Below are 18,334 nucleotides of genomic sequence, written 5' to 3'. Positions count from 1 at the left end.
GCTTTTACACGGGGATGACAAAGTGCCCCCCGGCTTCGAGCGTGTACTGATCGTTTTCGATCGCGGCGAACACTTCCTCTGCGGCTTTCTTGCTGATTCGATCCGCCTCATTCACGGAATCCAACTCAAGTTCAAAGATGATGTAGAGCCTGCCCGCACGGCGAGCTTCCGCCACCTCGGCTTTTAAAAATTGACGGTCCCCCTCATCGGATTGAAGTTTATCTATTGCGCTTTGCAATTCTTTCGCTGCCGTCTCTGAAGATTCAGCCGGAGTTACCGTCACCATCATCCGAGAGCGGACTAGCATCTGGCGCCTCATCAACAAGACCCCTTCCCATGAAAAGCCTTAAAATCAACTAAGTGTTAGCATCTATGTGAACGCGCAAACCTGCTATAACGCTACTAAACTAGCGACTTTAGTGATATGACAACACCCCCGCTCAACCCCGTAATATACGTTCGAAAAGTAGCCGTTGTGCAGCGCGAATGCGCATTTAAGAATATGTTGTGGGCAATGAAATATCAGGTTGTCTACCATGCGAATCGGGGCAAAAACATGAGAACGCGCCGCAAGTCACAGTGATATACTCACGTCACACCCGTTTGTGGCGCAGCTCACTTTACTTCCTGAGTGTGATCACCTTGGATGGAAGGTAAGGGTACTGTGTCTTGACCCTCTAGGCCAACCCTTGTGATCGCATCAAACCCTTGTGGTCACGCCAAAAGAACGAAAGGACCCCACAATGTTGAAGAAATTAACCACCCTGGAAGCACCCGAACTGGACGCGTACTTGGGCATTGTCATCCTTGCCGCAACTCTCACCGTGATCCCCCTGATCGACGGCGACCCATTCGCCACTTGGATGCTCCTGCCGCTTGCCGTGTGTGCCTTCGCTGCCGCATTCATTATGAATGCCCGCCGAGGTAAAGAAAGTCCACCAGTGGACTGGGGCTAACCACCGCCCGTTTCGTACCGCCACCTAGTCCACGGCGCTGATGATCGGCGTGCCTAAGGACATTCGCACGTCCGGGCTGCCTTTGGCTCGGCCGTGGACGGTTTGGCGGACACCCCAAATGATCAGCCCGCCTTCCTTGGCAAAGGTTTGACCAAGTGTGTCCAAGTCCGCAGCGCGGGCTTTCCTGCCAGTAAGTTTGGCCAGCTCATCGGACCATTCTTCATCTTCTCCCCAACCCGAAAGGTTGTATACACCGCCGGCCGCGCCGTAGAGCGGCAACGCGTACTTCACCGGCAGGTTTGGCAAGCAGGCGGCGAAGAGCGCCTCCTGCTTGATGGTTGCCATCTCGGCAGGATAGTGGGCGGGGTCGTGTTCCTTAACGGTAAGTTTCACCCCGGCGTCGTTGAGCTGGTCCACAAGAAGGAACGCGGCATCATTCATACCAGGGGAAAGCTCGGCGGTGTGGATGGTTAGGGTTTTTACCCCAGCGGCGTCGAAAAGCTTTTTGGCGGTATCCACGTCGCGTTTTATGCGCAGGCCACGGGGAAAGTTTTCCAAACTTTGCCCAGGAAGATCGTTGCCGGGTTTGCCGTGCCCGTCAAAGATAACCCCGGCGAGCTTTTCGCGATCGACCGCCAGTTTCATTGCACGGCGGACGTCTTTGTTGTCGAACGGCTCGGCGTGAACGTTCAGCACGAAGCACAGATTTTTGGTGTCGCTGGGCCCGTATTCCCAGGCTTCCGCGTCGTTGGAGAACCCGGGTGCGGGGCCAGCTGGCAGGTCCAACGCAAGGTCCACGTCACCCTCATTGAGTGCCCGTTGCCGCTCAGCGGCATCGGCAATCGTGCGCACCTCCAGCCCGCTGGACAGCCGCCACGCCGGCGGATAGTGCTGGTTTGCTTTAAACTCCCAGCCGTCGGCACCGCCGCCCGAGTGATACACGTAAGGCCCGGACCCAATATTGCCGCTCGGGTCACCACCGCGAAACACGGGGCTGGCCAGGGCCAATACGCTTTCCACAAAGTCGAAGCGGGATTCGGTAAGCCGCAACACGGCAGTGGTTTCGTCGAACGCTTTGCTTTTTTCCAGATCAAGTGGCGCGAGGATGTCCTTGGTCAGCTCGCCGTCCGCGAGGTATTCCAAAGAGTCCACCACGTCCTGGGCGACGACGGGGCTGCCGTCAGAATAGGTGGCATCGTCGCGCAGCACGACAGTCCAGATCGTCGCCTCCTCATTGTGTTCGATTCGCTTGGCCAGCTGATACACCGCGCCCTGCGGCCCCATGATCACGAGCGATTCGAACATTGCGTAGATCGCGGTCCACGCCGCGAGCCCGGTTGCGGTTTTGGGGTCGAGTTCGTCATCAGCATTGCCGGGGGCGGCAATGCGCAAGAGTCCGGCTTTGGACGGGGAAGGTTGCGTGGCGATCCCGGTGGTCGAGGCGTCCATTCCGCATCCGGCGAGCGTACTCGCCGCGCCCACAGTACTGACGGCGCCGAGAGCACCCATTGCGGCCGCTGCGAGAAACTGCCGACGATCCATAGTCCAAGCCTCCATTAACAATAGGTCAACACGAGGCTAGTCCAATCCGGCAGGGAAAACCGGGCAACACCCCCAGAAAACCCTCCCCAACCACCAAAAATAGACCGAGCTGTACAGATTCGATTATAGATGTTAGAGTAACCAACCGACTAGAAAGCTCTGTCTAGTTCCGCTTCAATACTCCTAAGGATTTCAAACAAATGTTTCTCCGTCGTTTCGCGGCCGCCGCTGTTGCCAGCGTGATCGCCGCTACCAGTTTAGTCGCCTGCAGTTCCGGCTCCGGCGAAGTGATTCGCATTGGCACCACCGATAGCAGCAAGAAGGCGTGGCAGGTCTTCGAGCAAAAGGCGAAGGATAACGATATCCAGCTAGAGATCATCAACTACGGCGACTACAACACGCCCAACCGCGCACTCAGCGAAGGGCAGCTTGACGTAAACCTGTTCCAACACTTGTTGTTCCTCGCGGAGCATAACAACGGCTCTGGCGATGACCTCACCCCGGTTGGCGCTACGGAGGTTGTGCCGCTCGCGTTGTTCTGGAAGGACCACGAGAACTTGGACGGTATTGAGGGTAAGTCCGTGACCATTCCGAAGGACTCCTCCAACCAAGGCCGCGCAATTAACGTGCTTGCGGACGCTGGCCTGCTCACCCTCAAAGAAAAAGATTTGATTACCCCGACGCCTGCCGACATTGACGAGGCAAAGTCCAAGGTTAAGGTCACGCCTGTCGACGCCGCGCAAACCACCACCGCCTACGGCGAAGGCACGCCCGCAATCATTAACAACTCCTTCTTGGACCGAGCCGGCATTGACCCGAAATCCTCAATTTTCCAGGATGATCCGTCGTCGCCTTCCGCGGAGCCGTTCATCAACGTGTTCGTGACCAAGCCAGAGAAGAAGGACGATCCGAAGATTAAGCGGCTCGTCGAGTTGTGGCACGACCAAGAGGTGCTCGACGCCGTGGCGGAAGATTCCGCCGGTACCTCTGTACCGGTAGAACGCACCCCGGAAGAGCTGGAGAATATCCTCGAGCGCATTGAAAAGTCCCTGAAATAACTTTGTACGCATCGGACGCCCCGCGCCAGCCAACAGCCGGGGCGTCCGGCGCGTTCACACCTACTAGGAAAAGAGACACTGTGTCCGATCCTCGCGGCACCCGCATTGAATTCCGCAATGTCAGCAAGGTGTTCAACAACGGCAAAACATCCACCAACGCACTTTCCAACGTCTCGCTTGTCGTGGAACCCGGCGAAATCCTCGGCGTGATCGGTTATTCGGGGGCCGGAAAATCCACGCTCGTGCGGATGATCAACGGCCTCGACACCCCCACCTCGGGCAAACTGCTTATTGATGGCACCGACATCGTCGGCATGCGTGAAAATAAGCTTCGGGTACTGCGCCGCAAGATCGGCATGATTTTCCAGCAATTCAACCTCTTCTCTTCGCGCACTGCGGCGGGCAATATCGAGTACCCGCTGAAGTTAGCGGGCGTCGATAAACAACAGCGCCAGAAGCGCGTGCGGGAGTTGCTGGACTTCGTTGGCCTCGGCGACAAAGGCACCAGCTACCCCGAACAATTGTCCGGCGGGCAGAAACAGCGCGTGGGTATCGCCCGGGCATTGGCAACTTCGCCGTCACTGCTGCTGGCGGACGAGGCGACTTCCGCACTCGACCCGGAAACCACCCATGAAGTGCTGAAACTCCTGCGGAAGGTGAACAAGGAACTGGGCATCACCATTGTGGTCATCACGCACGAAATGGATGTTGTGCGGTCCATCGCGGATCGCGTGGCGGTGATGGAAGACGGACGTGTGGTCGAGCACGGCAGTGTCTACGAAGTCTTCTCCAACCCGCAAACCGCTGTCGCGCAACGATTCGTATCCACCTCGCTGCGCAACACGCCCGACCAGGTGGAATCCGACGACCTCCTCGCCCACGAGGGCCGCCTGTTCACCATCACGCTGACTGAGGAATCGGGCTTCTTTTCCGCCAGTGCGAAAGCCACAAACGACGGGGTGAGCGTGAGCATCGTCCACGGTGGGATGACCACGCTACAAAAACACTCGTTCGGAAAAGTGACGGTGCGGCTGACTGGCCCCGCCGACGCCATTGAAACCTTCTACCAAACCGTGTCCGCAACCACCGACGTCCAGGAGATCCTGCGATGAACACCATGACTCTGGCAACTGACTGGTCGCGCTTGAGCGACCGTTTCCAAGACGCGATCCTCACCACCTTATATATGGTGAGCATCACCATCGTCGTGGGTGGGCTCATCGGCTTGGTGTTGGGCGTGCTGCTCTACACCACTCGTCCGAACGGCGTGCTGAGCAACAAACCCGTATTCACCATCCTGAATATTTTGGTCAATGTTGTCCGGCCAATTCCGTTTATCATCCTGGTGACCGCAATCGGTCCGATCACTCGTTCAGTCGTGGGCACGACCATCGGCACGGACGCCGCGGTGTTTGTGATGTCCGTTGCCGCCTCCTTCGGCGTAGCACGCATCGTCGAACAAAACCTGGTGGCTATTGATCCCGGCGTGATCGAAGCGGCCCGCGCAATGGGCGCCTCACCGTGGACGATTATCACCACAGTGATTGTGCCGGAAGCACTTGGCCCGCTGATCTTGGGCTACACGTTTATCTTTATCGCCGTCGTGGATATGTCTGCAATGGCTGGCTACATCGGCGGCGGCGGCTTGGGCGACTTCGCCATCACCTACGGCTACCAAGCATTCGACTGGCAGGTGACGTTGGTGGCCACCATCGTGATCATTGTTATCGTGCAGATCGCCCAATTCCTTGGCAACTGGATCAGCGCCCTCGTCATGCGGCGCTAACCACTACCGTCGCCTCCCTCCATCATCCACGCCGTGGGCTAAGCTAGCGGCGTGGATTATCGTTTTAAACCCAGTGCGCGCGGCGGCCAAGTCGCCGTCGTTTCACTTTTGTTTATTGTGCTCACGCTGCTACCGCTCGTGCTTTTCGTGGCGCTCCCAGATAATCCGAGCGTAAAGAAGTACTCCGCGATTGAGCTTTCCTCACCCCGTTCAGATTGGAAAATTCCTATCCAAAACGGCGACGACAGTGACATCGTGTGCGAGAACCTACTGCAGGATCCGTCCGTGTTGCAGTGGGATTGCGAAGGAACGATCGTAACCTCCAAAATCGTTGAATCCACCGCCGCTATGGAAACTATTACGCGCCGCATGTTACGGTCGGCGACGTTTAGCAACGCCGCGCTCGACAGCGAAGTCATTGAGAAAAACAACGTGTTTTACAGCGGCATCAGCAATGCCCTGCTGGATGCTTCGGTGATTACCATGCAGGGTAGCGGCGACCACGACCGAGAGGTCATCGTTGCGCTGGTCCAGGGTGACAATTACGAGGTCATGGCCGACCTGATTTGGAAGCGCCTATCCAAGTCAGGTGAACTTCCGCTGTTTGTTCCCAACCCTTCGGAAGATCTGGAAACTCCACTTCCACCGCATTTGCCAACGATGCCGGAAGGGTTTGGTGATGCGGCATGAGCACCCTGATTAAATCATTCTTGGGCGGGCTCATCGTCCTATCGTTCCCGATGGCGCTACTCGTTGTCGTCGATTCGCTCATCGTCGATTTTGTGGCAACCGGGGCGAATGCGCTGTTCACGCTGGTACAGGCTGCACTGGTGCTCCTGCTGCTGCGGTTGAGCCCCATGTGGCCGACAAAGGCGCACCCCATGTGGGTGGTTTCCTGCCTAGCGTGGGGCGCGATTGGTTCCATTGGTTTGACGTTGCTTATCGCCATGCCTACCGCCGAGGTTGCCATCAAGCTTGGGGTGCCGTCGTTGCAATACCCCTTGTCCGGCGGCTACCCCGAGGAAATCACCAAAGGCATTGGCGTTTTAATGATCGTCTGCGCCTTCCGCTGTATCAATCGACCCTGGCATGGACTGGTCACGGGCATGCTCGTGGGCATGGCGTTTGATGTGTGCGAAAACTTCACCTACGCCGCACAGGGCGCGCTCATGAATCCCGAGTCCGATCTGTTCGGTGTGCTGGAAACGTGGGGTACTCGCACGTTGTTTGGCCCCGGCCTGCACATGATGTTTGCGGGTTTCACCGGCTACGGCATCGGCCTAGCATTGTTCGCCATCGGGCGCTCCAAATGGTGGCGGGTGCGCGTTGGCGTCTTTTGGTTGTTGTTCGCGTTTGTCACGCACTTTTCCTGGAACCTTATCGCCGCCGAAATTTTCTACGGTGTTATTTTTGCCACGTTGGTTGCCTACCCGACGTTTATTTCGCTGATCGTGGTGAGTTGGCGGCAAGCCCGCCGCGATTCCGGCTACCTTTCGGTTCAGCTGCAATCGGGTTACTCCACGCCGATTGGCCCGGAGAAGCCAGCGCTGACGGCACCCGCAACCAACGCTTCGGCGCTTGAGCTGGTTCCGGTGAGCGTGCCCCTGCCGGTGCTCACCGACCCAGACCCACACCCTCAATAAAAGAAGTATTTCCCGTGCATGTTTTCCAGATATAATGGAAGCCTCACCTACCAAAGGAGTGATCATGACGGGATCAAAGCACCTCCAAGGACACTGGCTACTGGCCAAACTTGGCAAACGAGTCCTGCGCCCCGGCGGCCGCAAACTCACCACATGGATGGTGGAGGCGGCGAACCCTACCGGCAAACGGGTTGTAGAACTCGCCCCCGGGCTAGGCCTCACCGCGGCTGAAGTGCTGGAGCGTCACCCGCAATCCTATGTCGGCGTCGATGAGGACGCTCACGCGGTGGAGTCGACACAACGCGCCGTGGGCAGCCGCGGCACGGTGGTCACGGCGAAGGCACACGAGACTGGGCTGGATACCGGCAGCGCGGACCTCATTATTGGCGAGGCGATGCTCACCATGCAGGGCAACCGCGGCAAAGAAGCCATCATTGCTGAGGCGTGGCGCGTGCTTTCGCCCGGCGGAACCTACGCAATCCACGAGCTCGCGCTCACTCCAGATGACGTTGATGAATCCACCGCCGACGAATTGCGCAAGGCGCTCGCCCGCAGTATCCGCGTCAACGCCCGCCCGCTCACCGTCGCCGAATGGACAGCGCTATTCGAATCCCAGGGTTTTGAGGTGGTTGCTGCGCGCACGGCACCTATGGGGCTGTTGGACCCAAAGCAACTGCTCGCCGACGAGGGCCCACGCGTAGCACGTATCATGGTGAACCTGCTGCGCAACCCAGACGCACGCGCCCGTGTACTGGATATGCGGCGGACGTTTACCAAATATCGCGATCATCTCGCCGCGGTGTCGCTGATTTGCAAGAAAAAGGAACTCACGTTCCATCCGCCTGCCGATAGCCGCGGCGAAGAGCTCCGCGCATTCGACGTGATTAACGACGCCCCCGCCCCCACCGCCGGCGACAGCCCCGCCGTCAAACGGCTGGTCACCGCAGATGGGGTGAACTTGATCGCCATGACGTTCCAAGCCGGACAGGTGTTGCAGGATCATCGCTGCGCGCATCCCATCACGGTGCAGTGCGTCAGTGGGCACATCGTGTTCCACGCCGGCGAGCACAGCGAAGTGCTTACCCCGGGCCGGATTGCCCACTTGCCAGCGCAGATCACACACCGAGTTGAAGCCACCGAGGACAGCGTGTTTTTGTTGTCCATGCTCACGGCGCAGGGCTGAAACTAACCCACGTGTTCCACCGAAGTGACTACCCACGAGTGGCCGACCGTGGGTACTCCCCCACAGGAGGCGATCACCCCATCGACCTCCTGTTGTTCCAGCTGCACCCGCCAGCGCCTGCCATCAGGGTGCCCCACCACGCGAGTGGTCTCACCGTCGGATGCGACCATAAGCGTACCGGGGGCGAGGGGTTCGCGGGCGTCGAGAAGCACTTCCGCCACAGCAAGTTCGGCAACTTGTCCGATTGAGTCGAAGGTGCCCCGCCCGCGATTGCCCTTCAGGTACATTTCGCCAAGGCTGGCGCGCTTCAGCATTTCAATCGCCGCGGGTGCTTTCAAACGTCCATACGAGTAGCCCCAAGGGAAGAGCAGCATCGAGGGCGCAAACCGGTGCCCTTTGGTGTGCGAGGACTCCCAGATTTCGTCGCCGAAAAAGCAGGTTTGCATGGCTGCTGCCACGGGGCGCCCTTTAAGCGCGCAGCACATGTCCCGCTTGCCGTGAGTGCACACCAGTGCCAATGGGTGATCGACCGGTTCCGCGCCATTGCGCCCAGGGCCGGTAAGGTCGAGCCGCAAAATGGCGGCGGGGCCAGTGACGGCTAAGGTTTCGATCACGCCGAGCTCACAAAACACAAGGTACATTCGCCGATGCGTACGATGCCTTGCCGCGCGGCCAGGTTTGCGAATCAACTGGAGTTGGGCACCAGTTTTTTTCAGGTGCGCCTTAATATCGGCGGTGAGGTCCGCCCCGAAGGCGACCCCGTCGAGCACATCACGACCCCACCCTTGTAGGTGTTCCAGCAGCACATAGACGCTCCCCTCCTTTGCCGTACCGGGCAGTGGCTCATGAAGCGCTGCTGAACAACGCGTTGTGGTGCTCATAAGTCTCCAGAATAGCGATCTTTTACAACGATTCGTTTACAATCGGCCGCGTCAGACTATCTTGCCCACAATTTGTAGATACGCTAACAACATGTCCGTGCAGTCACCTCTTGGTCTTCCCCGTGGGTTCCTTGCCTGTACTTTCAGCGCTTGCATCCTCGCAGGCATGCTTGGCGCGTGCGCACCAAATGGAGCAACCCAACATTCTTCCGCCTCCATGAATTCCGAAAATTCGTCCGGTTCCAGCACCGCTTCACCGCGGGCATCCAGCGCTGAGGCGACGTCCACAGGCGGCACCAGCACGGAGGCCCCCAGCCATGCCGGACTAGCCCCGCTTGGCGAGGCTTCCCTAGAGCCGCATACACACAACCCCGCAGACATGGGCATGCTGGTAGTCACCTCGGTACGCGCCGCCAGCCACGACGGTTTCGACCGCATCGTATTTGAAACCACCGGCTCCGGCGCACCGGGCTGGATTGCGGACTACACGGACTCCCCTCGGCAACAGGCCAGCGGAGACCCCATCGAAGTGCCGGGCGACACCGCTTTGGAAATCATGATCACGGGCACCGCGTACCCTTTCGAACTCGGGGTAGATAACCCGAATATCGGGCGGGTGGAAATGAATACCGAGTTGGTTTCGGACATCGTGGACGGCGGCACCTTCGAGGCGCAATCCCAGTTCATCATCGGCATCAAGGGCGAGCGGCGCCCGTATTCGGTGCAAGTGCTGGAAAACCCCACCCGCGTGGTCATCGACATTCTGCATAAGTAGCGCCCGGGCGCAGGCACTACTACGCGTAGCTAGCCTCCGCCCGCCACGCTTGAGCTGCCCAACACAACAGGTAGGCGTTATCGCTGGTCAGTACCTGTATTCTAGCTCGGCTGCCGTCAAGCCACGGACCCGCCCATCCGGTGATTTCGTGGCTTGCTCCACCTAGGCGCAACCGCGTCGGCGGCGAGGTTAGTAGCGCTTCGTCGTCGAGGGTGACGTGCGCATCCGCGGCGTCGAAAAGCGTTGCTTCGGTGTTGAGCATACGGGTCGGATGCGGGCTGAGCAGGGCGCCATTCCAGCGGGGCGCGCAGGTGGTGGGTTCCCCGTAGGGGGCGAACGCCACACGCGACACCGCGCCTCGACCACCAGTGCGAAAAGGTTGGAGCACACGGTCCGGCCCCAGCGTAGATTGCACCCGCTCAATGACGCGCCGCGCCTGTTCCTGCGGCCGCGCATCGCCCCACAATCCGGCGGTATCCGGCACACCCACCTCGAGCGGATCCAAGGTGAGCGCGACAATCCCGCCGTCCTCGCCTATCGACGCCCCACCGCGCAACCAGCCGTCCAATTGCCACCGCACGCGGTCGGCCATGCCCTCCTCTGACAAGGTGTCCCAGGTGCGCCACACGCGTTCTACGGTGTCCCCATTGGAAAGCTCCGCCCGAACACACAATCGTTGGCAAGCGAGCCCATAGTGTTGCAGCGTTTCGTGCAGCTCGTGGGCGAGCTGGCGGCCGAGGAACGCTGCGGCATCGACCCGCTCGATGGGCTCCTCGGGGCGGTACCGCACCGCAAACTCCGCACTCGGCGCTGGCGGCGCTACCCTGCGCTGCGTATCCGCAACGGCAATCCGATACACGCGTTCGCCCGCCGCGCCGAACCGAGACACCATGCTGTGCGCGCCTACATCCGCAACCTGCCCGAGGGTGCGTAACCCAAGTTCAATCAGCGTTTGCACCGTGTGCGGGTCTACGTCCAGCGCGTCCTCCGCACTTAGGATACGCACCGGCTGACTAGCCAAAAACGTCTTTGAATCTTTCGGCGAGACCAGCGCCGGCACTCGGGCGGCAATCATGGCGGTAGTGATCTCATCTGCCACCCCCGCAAAAGAGTCCACACCACACATCGCCGCCGCATCCACCAAAAGCTCGATCGCGCGGGCCTCGCCGCCGTGGTACGTCGCCGCCGCACACGCATCCACCGCCACGAGGCCTGGGCGCAACACTTCCACACCCGCTGCAAGCCCATCCAACGCCACGACTATTTGTTCGAATTCCTCGGAGTCGCGGCGCTGATCTTCAGCCGCCACCTGCAGGCGCGGGCACAACGCTTGGGCGTGCCGCACCCGCATGCCGCGCCGCACCCCGACATTGCGGGCCGCCTGGTTACACACCCACACTTCGCCCGCGCGTGCGATGGCGATGGGGTCGTGGGGTTGCGCCCCCAGCGCCCGCCGCAACACCTGCACCGGCCAATCCGGAAACCACAGCACCAAACACCGCATGGCTCACACCGCCCGCAGCAGCTGCCTGTCGGACGCTAGCGGCGCACCAAGCTGCAGGGTGGTGCTTGCCTGCTGGCCGCGCGCCGCCACCTCGACTTTCAGCTCTATCGTTCGAATGCGCCCGACACCTTGGCCGACACCGTGGAATCCCAGCACCGTGCCTCGGACGCGGGCCGCCGCGCCAGCGATATGCGCGCCCACCAAAATGACCGACGCCGTACCCCGCCGCAGCTTTGCCAGCAGCGGGCGCGCGCGGGAAACAGTCACCTCCGTTTGGGGCAGATAGCAACACACAAGATCGAGCCCCTCCCCGAGCGTCGCAGCCACCGACAGCGGCTCTATCCCAGGGTCGGGGACACACACCACATGCCGAAACGCCTCACTATATTCGCTCATTTCTGCGAAACAGAGATCGGGCCAGCCGACCACGCCAATGCTGCCGCCCTGACGAGCCGCATGTACCAACACATGCATCACCAGCGGCGAGCATTCATTAAACACAGACACCGCGCGACGCGCGAGCCCGCCGCCGGGAAGCACTTCCGCCAACGCCCCTGGAACTGGGACAACATCTTCCGTATCGAAATGCTTCGAAGCGCTCCTAGGGGTTGACGCACTCGCGGGCGCGGGGGTGCCGTGCCCGCCCAAGGCGCCCAACGCGGCCATGCGTCCGCGTAGGATATGGATGCGTTCGTCGCGGCTCATTCCGCGAAGATCAGCACCATCAACCTTTCGAACGCTAGTTCCCATCATGGGTTCCAGTATCCGTTTTCGAACGCATGTGCGCAAGCTTCGGGGGTGCGGTGAATTTGGCAACAAAACCATAACCTTGGCGTGACACTTGCTCCACGCTCCATAACGCTTCAGGTACGTTTCCCCCAAGCCATAGCATGTGCGCTCACAGGCGTTATAGCATCGCCTCTAAGCTTTTTAATAGATACACATATGGAGCGCAGGACATGTCGTTTGCCAAACGATCGATCAAAGTTTTTATCGGCGCCAGCTTAATTTCCGTGGGGCTCTTGTGGTTCCTCCAAGGCACCCATCTCATGGAAATGGCCCCACTCATGTGCGCCGGAACATGCACCCCAGTGACGGAAAAATCCCTTACCTGGACGATCATCGGTTCCTGCATCATCGCCCTCGGCTGCGGCTTCCTCTCCTACGCGGTAGCCCAACCACCAAAAGAACACTAAGCTACCGGCGGTTAATCAAGGTCGTGGGATTGCGCCCACCGAGTCAGGGCGTGACGGTTAGACTGCTGGGTTTTCCTTAAGATATTCGAGGCGTGCGTCTCCACCGTTTTCACGGAAATAAACAATTCCTTACCGATTTCCTTGTAGGTATATCCGCGGGCTAACAACCGCAGCACTTCAAGCTCCCGCCGGGTTAAGGCGTCAATCACCGGGTCAGACACAGGGGCATGCCGCCCGGATTCCGTGGCACTGTCTGCATCAGGGGCGTCAACAACGCCGGCGCCGGCAACACGATCAGGGGCGCAAAACGCATCAAGCACAAAACCCGCGAGCCGTGGTGAAAACACGGCGTCCCCGGAGTGCACGCGTTGCACGGCGTCGATAAGCTCCGGTCCGGAAATGGTTTTGGTAACGTACCCACGGGCGCCAGCGCGGATCACAGAAATAACATCTTCCGCAGCGTCCGAAACACTCAGCGCAAGAAACGTAGTACTAGCGTCTACCCCACGAATCACGGCCTGGCCGCCACCTTCCGGCATGTGCACGTCCAAAAGCACCACATCAGGACGGGTATTCTGAATACCTTCGATAGCGCCCGCAACGGTGCCCGCCTCCCCGACGACCTCCAATGCTTGGGAGATTTCTGCCTTCACGCCAGAACGAAACACCGAATGATCATCAACCAAAAACACCGTGCACATACTGCCATGCTACGGCACCTGTGTTCCCTCCGATTGGCTCTCCGAGACCGGCGGGGGGAAATGTAGCAAGTCTTCGCCCACAGCCGTTTCCCCCACGGAAACCCGGATTTTCACCTCCGTGCCGTCATCCCCGGAACGAATCTCCGCCTCCCCACCCACTCGTTTCATGCGCCCAAGGATGGAATCACGTACGCCATGCCGGTCGGCGGGGATGCAATCGACGTCGAAACCCACGCCGCGATCGCGCACGAAAATTTCCAAACCGTCAAAGTTTTCGGCATACACATCGAGCTGCGCAACCTGCGCGTACTTCGCGGCATTCACCATCGCCTCCCGCGCGGCCAGCACCGCAGCCTGGGTTTCCACCGTCAGCGGCGAATCCGCGCCCACCGTTACCGGCGCAATGTGCAACCCGAACATATCTTCAACCTCGGCGCAGGCCCGTCCGAGCGCCGCAAATGTCGTTGTGGGTTGCGTTTTCTCAGACTCAAACAGCCACTGGCGCAACTGTCGTTCTTGGGAACGCGCCAGCCGGGCAACCGCCTGCGGATCATCAACCTGCTTCTGAATCAACGCCAGCGTCTGCAACACCGAATCGTGCAACCGAGAAGCAATTTCGGCACGCTCCGCCGCAGCCCGCGTTTCCGCCCGCGCCTCCGTGAGCGCATCCCACAGCCGCAACCACAGCGGCAATCCCAACACCAGCACACCCGCCAACGTCAACAGCACCGCCACTATCGACGCCATGAACACCGCCGGCGTCTCCCAATTCAACAGCGCCAGCACCACTCCCGAACCCAACAACAACGCCCCAGCGAGAATGCTGAGAATGCCGCGGGAAGAAGTGAACGCATCCTCCCCGCTGTCCATGGCGCGCCAAGCCAACATCGCACCCATTCCGAGCGACCCCAACGCGAGCAGCGTACTGCCCTGAAAACCAGTGGCGAAGGAAAACGAAGCCACCGCCCCGAGCAACCCCACCGGCACCAGCATGAAAGACCCGACCTGCCGCTGCTGCTGCTCCAGCACCTCCGGTGGGGCGTCTTGCAATTTTGTGGAAATCCACAACAGCGAATAAAACAACAGCCCGATGCCCCCGAACAGCATGGTGAAAATCATAGCCAGGCGCACCATAAAAACGTTCACACCGAGGTGGCCGGACAAACCAGCCGCAACACCTGCCACGACGCGCCCTTGGCGGTAGCGCACATATGTGGGGTACGGGGAATCCATAGCATGTATCGTCCCACGCCACATAAACCCCCAACAACCCCAACAGCGCAAGTCCAGGGTTTTCTCAGGGCAAACCCTGAAATTAGCCGCACATATCCCCCGCACAACACCCACAGAAACCCTTAGCACCCAAAGTAAAATTCACACTTGGGCGAATAATATACCCCCACTGGGCCGTAAAATTATGAGGTGAGGGCCTTTCAACCTAAGTTGGTATGCATGAATGCTGTATTGCTTGCGGTCATCGTCATGCTTGCGCTCGCGCTGGCGCGCGTGCACGTCGTGCTCGCCCTGTTTATCGGCGCGGTCGTCGGCGGCCTCGTCGGCGGCCTCGGCCTGGATGGCACCATGGTGGCCTTCCAAGACGGCCTGTCCGGCGGCGCGAAAATCGCCTTAAGCTACGCGTTGCTCGGCGCCTTCGCTATGGCAGTGGCGGCCTCGGGTTTACCCCGCCTACTTGCGGATTGGCTCATCGAAAAGATGGGCTCCACCAACGAAGGCGTCAACGCCACCGCACATGCGGTGACCAAATGGGGGTTGCTGCTGGGCATTATGTCCATGGCAATAATGAGCCAGAATTTGATCCCCGTGCACATCGCGTTCATTCCATTGCTGATTCCGCCACTGCTCACTGTGCTCAACCGGCTGAAGTTGGATCGCCGGGCGGTCGCCTGCGTCATTACGTTTGGCCTGGTCACCACCTACATGTTTATTCCGCTGGGCTTCGGTAGCATCTTCCTCAACGATATTTTGCTGGGCAACATCAACGACGCGGGCATGGATACCGCGGGGATCAACGTCATGAAAGCGATGGGCATTCCGGCGCTCGGGATGTTCGGAGGCATGCTCGTGGCGGTGTTTGTTACCTACCGGCGCCCCCGCACCTACGAAGATATCCCCATCACCGCCACCAGCAAGCTGGAATCCCAGCCGCTGTCACCCTATAAGGTCACTGTCGCGCTCATTGCCATCGTAGCGACGTTTGCCATCCAGGTAATCATGCAATTCATGGAACTGGAGGCGGATTCCCTGTTGATCGGCGCGCTCGTGGGCTTGAGCATCTTCCTTGTCACCGGCGCCGTGAACTGGCGGGAGGCTGACGACGTATTCACCTCCGGCATGAAAATGATGGCCCTGATTGGCTTCATCATGATTGCCGCCCAGGGTTTCGCTTCCGTGATGAACGCCACCGGCGATATCGAATCGCTTGTCGACGCCTCCGCCGCCCTCTTCGCAGGCTCAAAAGCGGCCGCAGCGATGGCCATGCTGATAGTCGGGTTGATTGTCACCATGGGCATCGGTTCCTCATTCTCCACCCTGCCTATCATCGCCGCGATCTACGTCCCACTGTGTGCATCGTTGGGGTTCTCCCCGCTAGCCACCGTAGCGATCATCGGTACCGCAGGCGCACTCGGCGACGCCGGCTCCCCCGCCTCCGATTCCACCCTCGGCCCCACCGCCGGCCTAAACGCCGACGGCCAACACGACCACATCACCGGCTCCGTCATCCCGACCTTCCTGCACTTCAATATCCCCCTCCTTGTAGCTGGCTGGGCCGCCGCCATGGTGCTATAACAACACCCGCACAGTTATAGTGGTCCCACATGCGCCGTTTCTTGCTTCCCACCCTCGCAAGCACTCTTCTGTGCACTTCCTGCGCCTTGCTGCCTATTGGCCGGCCCACTACCGAACACCCCGATCCGGAAGTTGTTACCGTAACGACGGCCGAGCCTGCCAAGGGTGATGCACAGCATAACGCCGCCACGCCGGACGTCGATACGGAAACGGAGCCCGGAGCTACCCTCACCCCAAACGCGCACCCCAACCCCGGCTGCCCCGGCGAACCCAACTCCCCCGAAATCACACGTAACATCCCGAACGTGCCCAAGCCGCACGACGCGCAACACAGCGGTTGGACCTACCACGGCGACAGCAACTACGACACCTGCTCCGACCTCTCCTACGCCACGCTCATGCCGCTCGAATACCCATCCGCGGAATTCGAAATGCAACTCATGCTGTTCCACAAAGGCGAATACCTCGGCGTAGGTGCATTAGTGCCAGCACAACACGTAGTGATCGCTACCGACAACCGCTCCGTCACCGTCCGCTACAAAGACTGGGAAGCCTTCTACGCCAGCGACGACCCCAACGCGAAATCAGAAAACTTCTTCGTGGACGTCACCTACGTGTGGGCGGGCGACCACGTGCAAGCGGTGGGGCGGATTCCCAACCAGGGCCTCTAGCCGCACCACCAGCGCCGCAATCACCATCCGGAAATCAAACGATTATTCCCACTCGATGGTGCCCGGTGGCTTGGAGGTGCAATCCAGTACCACGCGGTTAACGTCCGGCACCTCGTTGGTAATCCGCGTAGAAATTTTCTCCAACACGTCGTACGGCAGGCGGGTCCAGTCGGCGGTCATCGCGTCTTCGGAGGAAACCGGGCGCAACACAATTGGGTGACCGTAGGTGCGGCCGTCACCTTGAACGCCGACGGAGCGAATGTCCGCCAAGAGCACCACGGGGCATTGCCAAATTTCGGCATCCAATCCGGCGGCGGTAAGCTCCGTGCGGGCGATCAAATCGGCAGCTCGGAGGGTTTCCAGCCGCCCCTCCGTCACTTCACCGATAATGCGAATGCCCAAGCCCGGACCGGGGAATGGCTGACGGTTCACAATTTCCTCCGGCAAGCCAAGCTCCCGGCCCACGGCGCGCACTTCATCTTTAAACAACGTGCGCAGCGGCTCTACCAACACAAATTCCACATCGTCCGGCAGGCCACCCACATTGTGATGACTCTTGATATTGGCGGTGCCGCTGCCACCGCCGGACTCCACCACATCCGGGTACAAGGTGCCTTGGACGAGGAAGTCAACGCTCGCGCCAGCCGGGGCGTCGGCAAGCACTTGGGCGACGGCGCGCTCGAACGAACGAATAAATTCGGCGCCGATGGCTTTGCGCTTCGCCTCTGGATCAGTCACCCCCGCAAGCTTGGCCAAAAACGCCTCACGCTCATCCACGGTAACCAGGTTCGCGCCGGTAGCGGCCACGAAATCCTGCTGCACCTGCTCGCGCTCCCCGGCGCGCAACAAGCCATGGTCCACAAACACGCAGGTGAGGCGGTCGCCGATGGCGCGCTGTACCAGCGCTGCGGCCACCGCGGAATCCACGCCGCCGGAAAGCCCGCAAATTGCGCGACCATGTTCGCCGACTTGTTCGCGAACCGCTTCGATGAGTTCCTCGGCAATATTCGCCGGCGTCCAATCCTGCGGCAGACCCGCCACCTCGGTGAGGAAGCGTACTAGTACCTCTTGGCCGTGCGGGGAATGCAGCACCTCTGGGTGATATTGCACGCCAGCCATCCGCCGATCTTGGCATTCGAACGCGGCTACGGGCGCGCCCTCGGAGTGGGCGGTAACCACAAAACCTGCGGGGGCTTCGGTGACCGCGTCGCCGTGGCTCATCCACACTTTGTGGGTATTTTCGAAACCGGCATGTAACGCGCCCCCATCGACGTACAAGTCCGTTCGACCATATTCACGATTTCCGGTGTGGGCGACGGTGCCGCCCAACGCGTGCGTCATCGCCTGAAAGCCGTAACAAATGCCAAACACCGGCAGTCCGAGGGCGAGAATTTCAGGATCCAACGCGGGAGCACCAGGGGCATACACGGAGGAAGGTCCCCCCGAAAGTACCAGCGCAGCCGGGTTTTTAGCCTTGATTTCCGCCACGGTTGCGGTGTGCGGAATCACCTCGGAGTAGATGCGCGCTTCCCGCACGCGGCGGGCAATAAGCTGGGCGTATTGCGCCCCGAAATCAACGACAAGGACGGGGCGATGGGTCTGCTGAGTCACGCTACAGCATTCTACTGCA

General features: G+C 59.9%; 19 protein-coding genes. 11 read left to right on the top strand and 8 right to left on the bottom strand.

All coding sequences use genetic code 11. The features are described from left to right. Positions 1 to 4: 4 nt before the first annotated feature. A complete protein-coding gene (locus Q4D83_RS07535; RefSeq protein ID WP_303174366.1) occupies positions 5 to 319 on the bottom strand; it encodes a hypothetical protein in 315 nt (104 codons plus the stop codon). 424 nt (positions 320 to 743) lie between these two features. Between Q4D83_RS07535 and Q4D83_RS07530 the strand changes: the two genes are divergently transcribed. After that, a complete protein-coding gene (locus Q4D83_RS07530; protein ID WP_303174365.1) occupies positions 744 to 956 on the top strand; it encodes a hypothetical protein in 213 nt (70 codons plus the stop codon). A 24-nt stretch (positions 957 to 980) separates the two neighbouring features. Here Q4D83_RS07530 and Q4D83_RS07525 read toward each other — a convergent pair whose 3' ends face one another. Continuing rightward, positions 981 to 2,498: an ABC transporter substrate-binding protein gene (locus Q4D83_RS07525; RefSeq protein WP_303174364.1), complete on the bottom strand. Its 1,518-nt coding sequence runs from the start codon at positions 2,496 to 2,498 to the stop codon at positions 981 to 983. A 200-nt stretch (positions 2,499 to 2,698) separates the two neighbouring features. On the opposite strand from Q4D83_RS07525, the gene Q4D83_RS07520 reads away from it, so the two are divergent. The 6 genes from Q4D83_RS07520 (at position 2,699) to Q4D83_RS07495 (ending at position 8,168) form a co-directional block, all read left to right on the top strand. Next, entirely contained in the window at positions 2,699 to 3,556 is an 858-nt protein-coding gene (locus Q4D83_RS07520; protein ID WP_303174362.1) for a MetQ/NlpA family ABC transporter substrate-binding protein, read from the top strand. Positions 3,557 to 3,636: 80 nt separating this feature from the next. Continuing rightward, the gene (locus Q4D83_RS07515) at positions 3,637 to 4,668 is read left to right on the top strand and encodes a methionine ABC transporter ATP-binding protein (RefSeq protein WP_303174360.1); all 1,032 of its coding nucleotides are present in this window, start codon (positions 3,637 to 3,639) and stop codon (positions 4,666 to 4,668) included. Then, entirely contained in the window at positions 4,665 to 5,342 is a 678-nt protein-coding gene (locus tag Q4D83_RS07510; RefSeq protein WP_303174358.1) for a methionine ABC transporter permease, read from the top strand. Before Q4D83_RS07515 ends, Q4D83_RS07510 begins: the two co-directional genes overlap by 4 nt. Before the next feature lie 51 nt (positions 5,343 to 5,393). After that, a complete protein-coding gene (locus Q4D83_RS07505; RefSeq protein ID WP_303174356.1) occupies positions 5,394 to 6,032 on the top strand; it encodes a hypothetical protein in 639 nt (212 codons plus the stop codon). Next, positions 6,029 to 6,985 (top strand): PrsW family intramembrane metalloprotease, encoded by a 957-nt coding sequence (locus tag Q4D83_RS07500; RefSeq protein WP_303174354.1) that lies wholly within the window; start codon positions 6,029 to 6,031, stop codon positions 6,983 to 6,985. The genes Q4D83_RS07505 and Q4D83_RS07500 overlap by 4 nt, the downstream gene beginning before the upstream one ends. Before the next feature lie 64 nt (positions 6,986 to 7,049). Then, on the top strand, positions 7,050 to 8,168 hold the full coding sequence (locus Q4D83_RS07495; RefSeq protein WP_303174352.1) for a methyltransferase domain-containing protein: 1,119 nt from the start codon (positions 7,050 to 7,052) through the stop codon (positions 8,166 to 8,168). 2 nt (positions 8,169 to 8,170) lie between these two features. Here the strand turns inward: Q4D83_RS07495 and Q4D83_RS07490 are convergent, their stop codons facing one another. Beyond that, positions 8,171 to 9,049 (bottom strand): sucrase ferredoxin, encoded by an 879-nt coding sequence (locus Q4D83_RS07490; RefSeq protein ID WP_303174350.1) that lies wholly within the window; start codon positions 9,047 to 9,049, stop codon positions 8,171 to 8,173. Positions 9,050 to 9,266: 217 nt separating this feature from the next. On the opposite strand from Q4D83_RS07490, the gene Q4D83_RS07485 reads away from it, so the two are divergent. Then, positions 9,267 to 9,824 (top strand): hypothetical protein, encoded by a 558-nt coding sequence (locus Q4D83_RS07485; RefSeq protein WP_303174349.1) that lies wholly within the window; start codon positions 9,267 to 9,269, stop codon positions 9,822 to 9,824. A gap of 19 nt (positions 9,825 to 9,843) precedes the next feature. Here Q4D83_RS07485 and Q4D83_RS07480 read toward each other — a convergent pair whose 3' ends face one another. Both Q4D83_RS07480 and Q4D83_RS07475 read right to left on the bottom strand, forming a co-directional pair. Then, on the bottom strand, positions 9,844 to 11,328 hold the full coding sequence (locus tag Q4D83_RS07480; protein WP_303174347.1) for a DNA polymerase Y family protein: 1,485 nt from the start codon (positions 11,326 to 11,328) through the stop codon (positions 9,844 to 9,846). Positions 11,329 to 11,331: 3 nt separating this feature from the next. Beyond that, positions 11,332 to 12,081, bottom strand: a complete 750-nt coding sequence (locus tag Q4D83_RS07475; RefSeq protein WP_303174346.1) for a hypothetical protein — start codon at positions 12,079 to 12,081, stop codon at positions 11,332 to 11,334. Between the two features lie 206 nt (positions 12,082 to 12,287). Between Q4D83_RS07475 and Q4D83_RS07470 the strand changes: the two genes are divergently transcribed. Then, positions 12,288 to 12,524 carry a hypothetical protein gene (locus tag Q4D83_RS07470; RefSeq protein WP_303174344.1) on the top strand — a complete coding sequence of 79 codons (237 nt, stop codon included), beginning with the start codon at positions 12,288 to 12,290 and terminating at the stop codon, positions 12,522 to 12,524. A gap of 11 nt (positions 12,525 to 12,535) precedes the next feature. On the opposite strand, the gene Q4D83_RS07465 is transcribed toward Q4D83_RS07470, so the two are convergent. Then, complete coding sequence (locus Q4D83_RS07465; protein ID WP_303174343.1) at positions 12,536 to 13,225, bottom strand: response regulator transcription factor; 690 nt, start codon at positions 13,223 to 13,225, stop codon at positions 12,536 to 12,538. A gap of 9 nt (positions 13,226 to 13,234) precedes the next feature. After that, on the bottom strand, positions 13,235 to 14,458 hold the full coding sequence (locus tag Q4D83_RS07460) for a PspC domain-containing protein (protein ID WP_303174342.1): 1,224 nt from the start codon (positions 14,456 to 14,458) through the stop codon (positions 13,235 to 13,237). A 219-nt stretch (positions 14,459 to 14,677) separates the two neighbouring features. Between Q4D83_RS07460 and Q4D83_RS07455 the strand changes: the two genes are divergently transcribed. Together Q4D83_RS07455 and Q4D83_RS07450 are read left to right on the top strand one after the other, a co-directional pair. Next, positions 14,678 to 16,033: a Na+/H+ antiporter family protein gene (locus Q4D83_RS07455; protein WP_303174341.1), complete on the top strand. Its 1,356-nt coding sequence runs from the start codon at positions 14,678 to 14,680 to the stop codon at positions 16,031 to 16,033. A gap of 29 nt (positions 16,034 to 16,062) precedes the next feature. Beyond that, positions 16,063 to 16,704, top strand: a complete 642-nt coding sequence (locus Q4D83_RS07450) for an LppP/LprE family lipoprotein (RefSeq protein WP_303174340.1) — start codon at positions 16,063 to 16,065, stop codon at positions 16,702 to 16,704. Between the two features lie 42 nt (positions 16,705 to 16,746). Here Q4D83_RS07450 and guaA read toward each other — a convergent pair whose 3' ends face one another. Then, entirely contained in the window at positions 16,747 to 18,315 is a 1,569-nt protein-coding gene (gene guaA / locus Q4D83_RS07445) for a glutamine-hydrolyzing GMP synthase (protein ID WP_303174339.1), read from the bottom strand. Positions 18,316 to 18,334: the final 19 nt, after the last annotated feature.

This window comes from Corynebacterium sp. (genome assembly GCF_030532715.1).
Taxonomy (GTDB): domain Bacteria; phylum Actinomycetota; class Actinomycetes; order Mycobacteriales; family Mycobacteriaceae; genus Corynebacterium.
The sequence above is the reverse complement of the archived record's forward strand: the minus strand, read 5'-3'. Positions and strand labels throughout refer to the sequence as shown.

Bases quoted from the DNA above. Each gene is read 5' to 3' on its own strand.
- Q4D83_RS07455 (WP_303174341.1), top strand. From the start codon at position 14,678: ATGAATGCTGTATTGCTTGCGGTCATCGTCATGCTTGCGCTCGCGCTG.
- Q4D83_RS07465 (WP_303174343.1), bottom strand. From the start codon at position 13,225: ATGTGCACGGTGTTTTTGGTTGATGATCATTCGGTGTTTCGTTCTGGC.
- Q4D83_RS07530 (WP_303174365.1), top strand. From the start codon at position 744: ATGTTGAAGAAATTAACCACCCTGGAAGCACCCGAACTGGACGCGTAC.
- Q4D83_RS07480 (WP_303174347.1), bottom strand. From the start codon at position 11,328: ATGCGGTGTTTGGTGCTGTGGTTTCCGGATTGGCCGGTGCAGGTGTTG.
- Q4D83_RS07475 (WP_303174346.1), bottom strand. From the start codon at position 12,081: ATGATGGGAACTAGCGTTCGAAAGGTTGATGGTGCTGATCTTCGCGGA.
- Q4D83_RS07535 (WP_303174366.1), bottom strand. From the start codon at position 319: ATGAGGCGCCAGATGCTAGTCCGCTCTCGGATGATGGTGACGGTAACT.
- Q4D83_RS07490 (WP_303174350.1), bottom strand. From the start codon at position 9,049: ATGAGCACCACAACGCGTTGTTCAGCAGCGCTTCATGAGCCACTGCCC.
- Q4D83_RS07495 (WP_303174352.1), top strand. From the start codon at position 7,050: ATGACGGGATCAAAGCACCTCCAAGGACACTGGCTACTGGCCAAACTT.
- Q4D83_RS07510 (WP_303174358.1), top strand. From the start codon at position 4,665: ATGAACACCATGACTCTGGCAACTGACTGGTCGCGCTTGAGCGACCGT.
- Q4D83_RS07460 (WP_303174342.1), bottom strand. From the start codon at position 14,458: ATGGATTCCCCGTACCCCACATATGTGCGCTACCGCCAAGGGCGCGTC.
- Q4D83_RS07470 (WP_303174344.1), top strand. From the start codon at position 12,288: ATGTCGTTTGCCAAACGATCGATCAAAGTTTTTATCGGCGCCAGCTTA.
- Q4D83_RS07485 (WP_303174349.1), top strand. From the start codon at position 9,267: ATGAATTCCGAAAATTCGTCCGGTTCCAGCACCGCTTCACCGCGGGCA.
- Q4D83_RS07450 (WP_303174340.1), top strand. From the start codon at position 16,063: ATGCGCCGTTTCTTGCTTCCCACCCTCGCAAGCACTCTTCTGTGCACT.
- Q4D83_RS07500 (WP_303174354.1), top strand. From the start codon at position 6,029: ATGAGCACCCTGATTAAATCATTCTTGGGCGGGCTCATCGTCCTATCG.
- Q4D83_RS07520 (WP_303174362.1), top strand. From the start codon at position 2,699: ATGTTTCTCCGTCGTTTCGCGGCCGCCGCTGTTGCCAGCGTGATCGCC.
- Q4D83_RS07525 (WP_303174364.1), bottom strand. From the start codon at position 2,498: ATGGATCGTCGGCAGTTTCTCGCAGCGGCCGCAATGGGTGCTCTCGGC.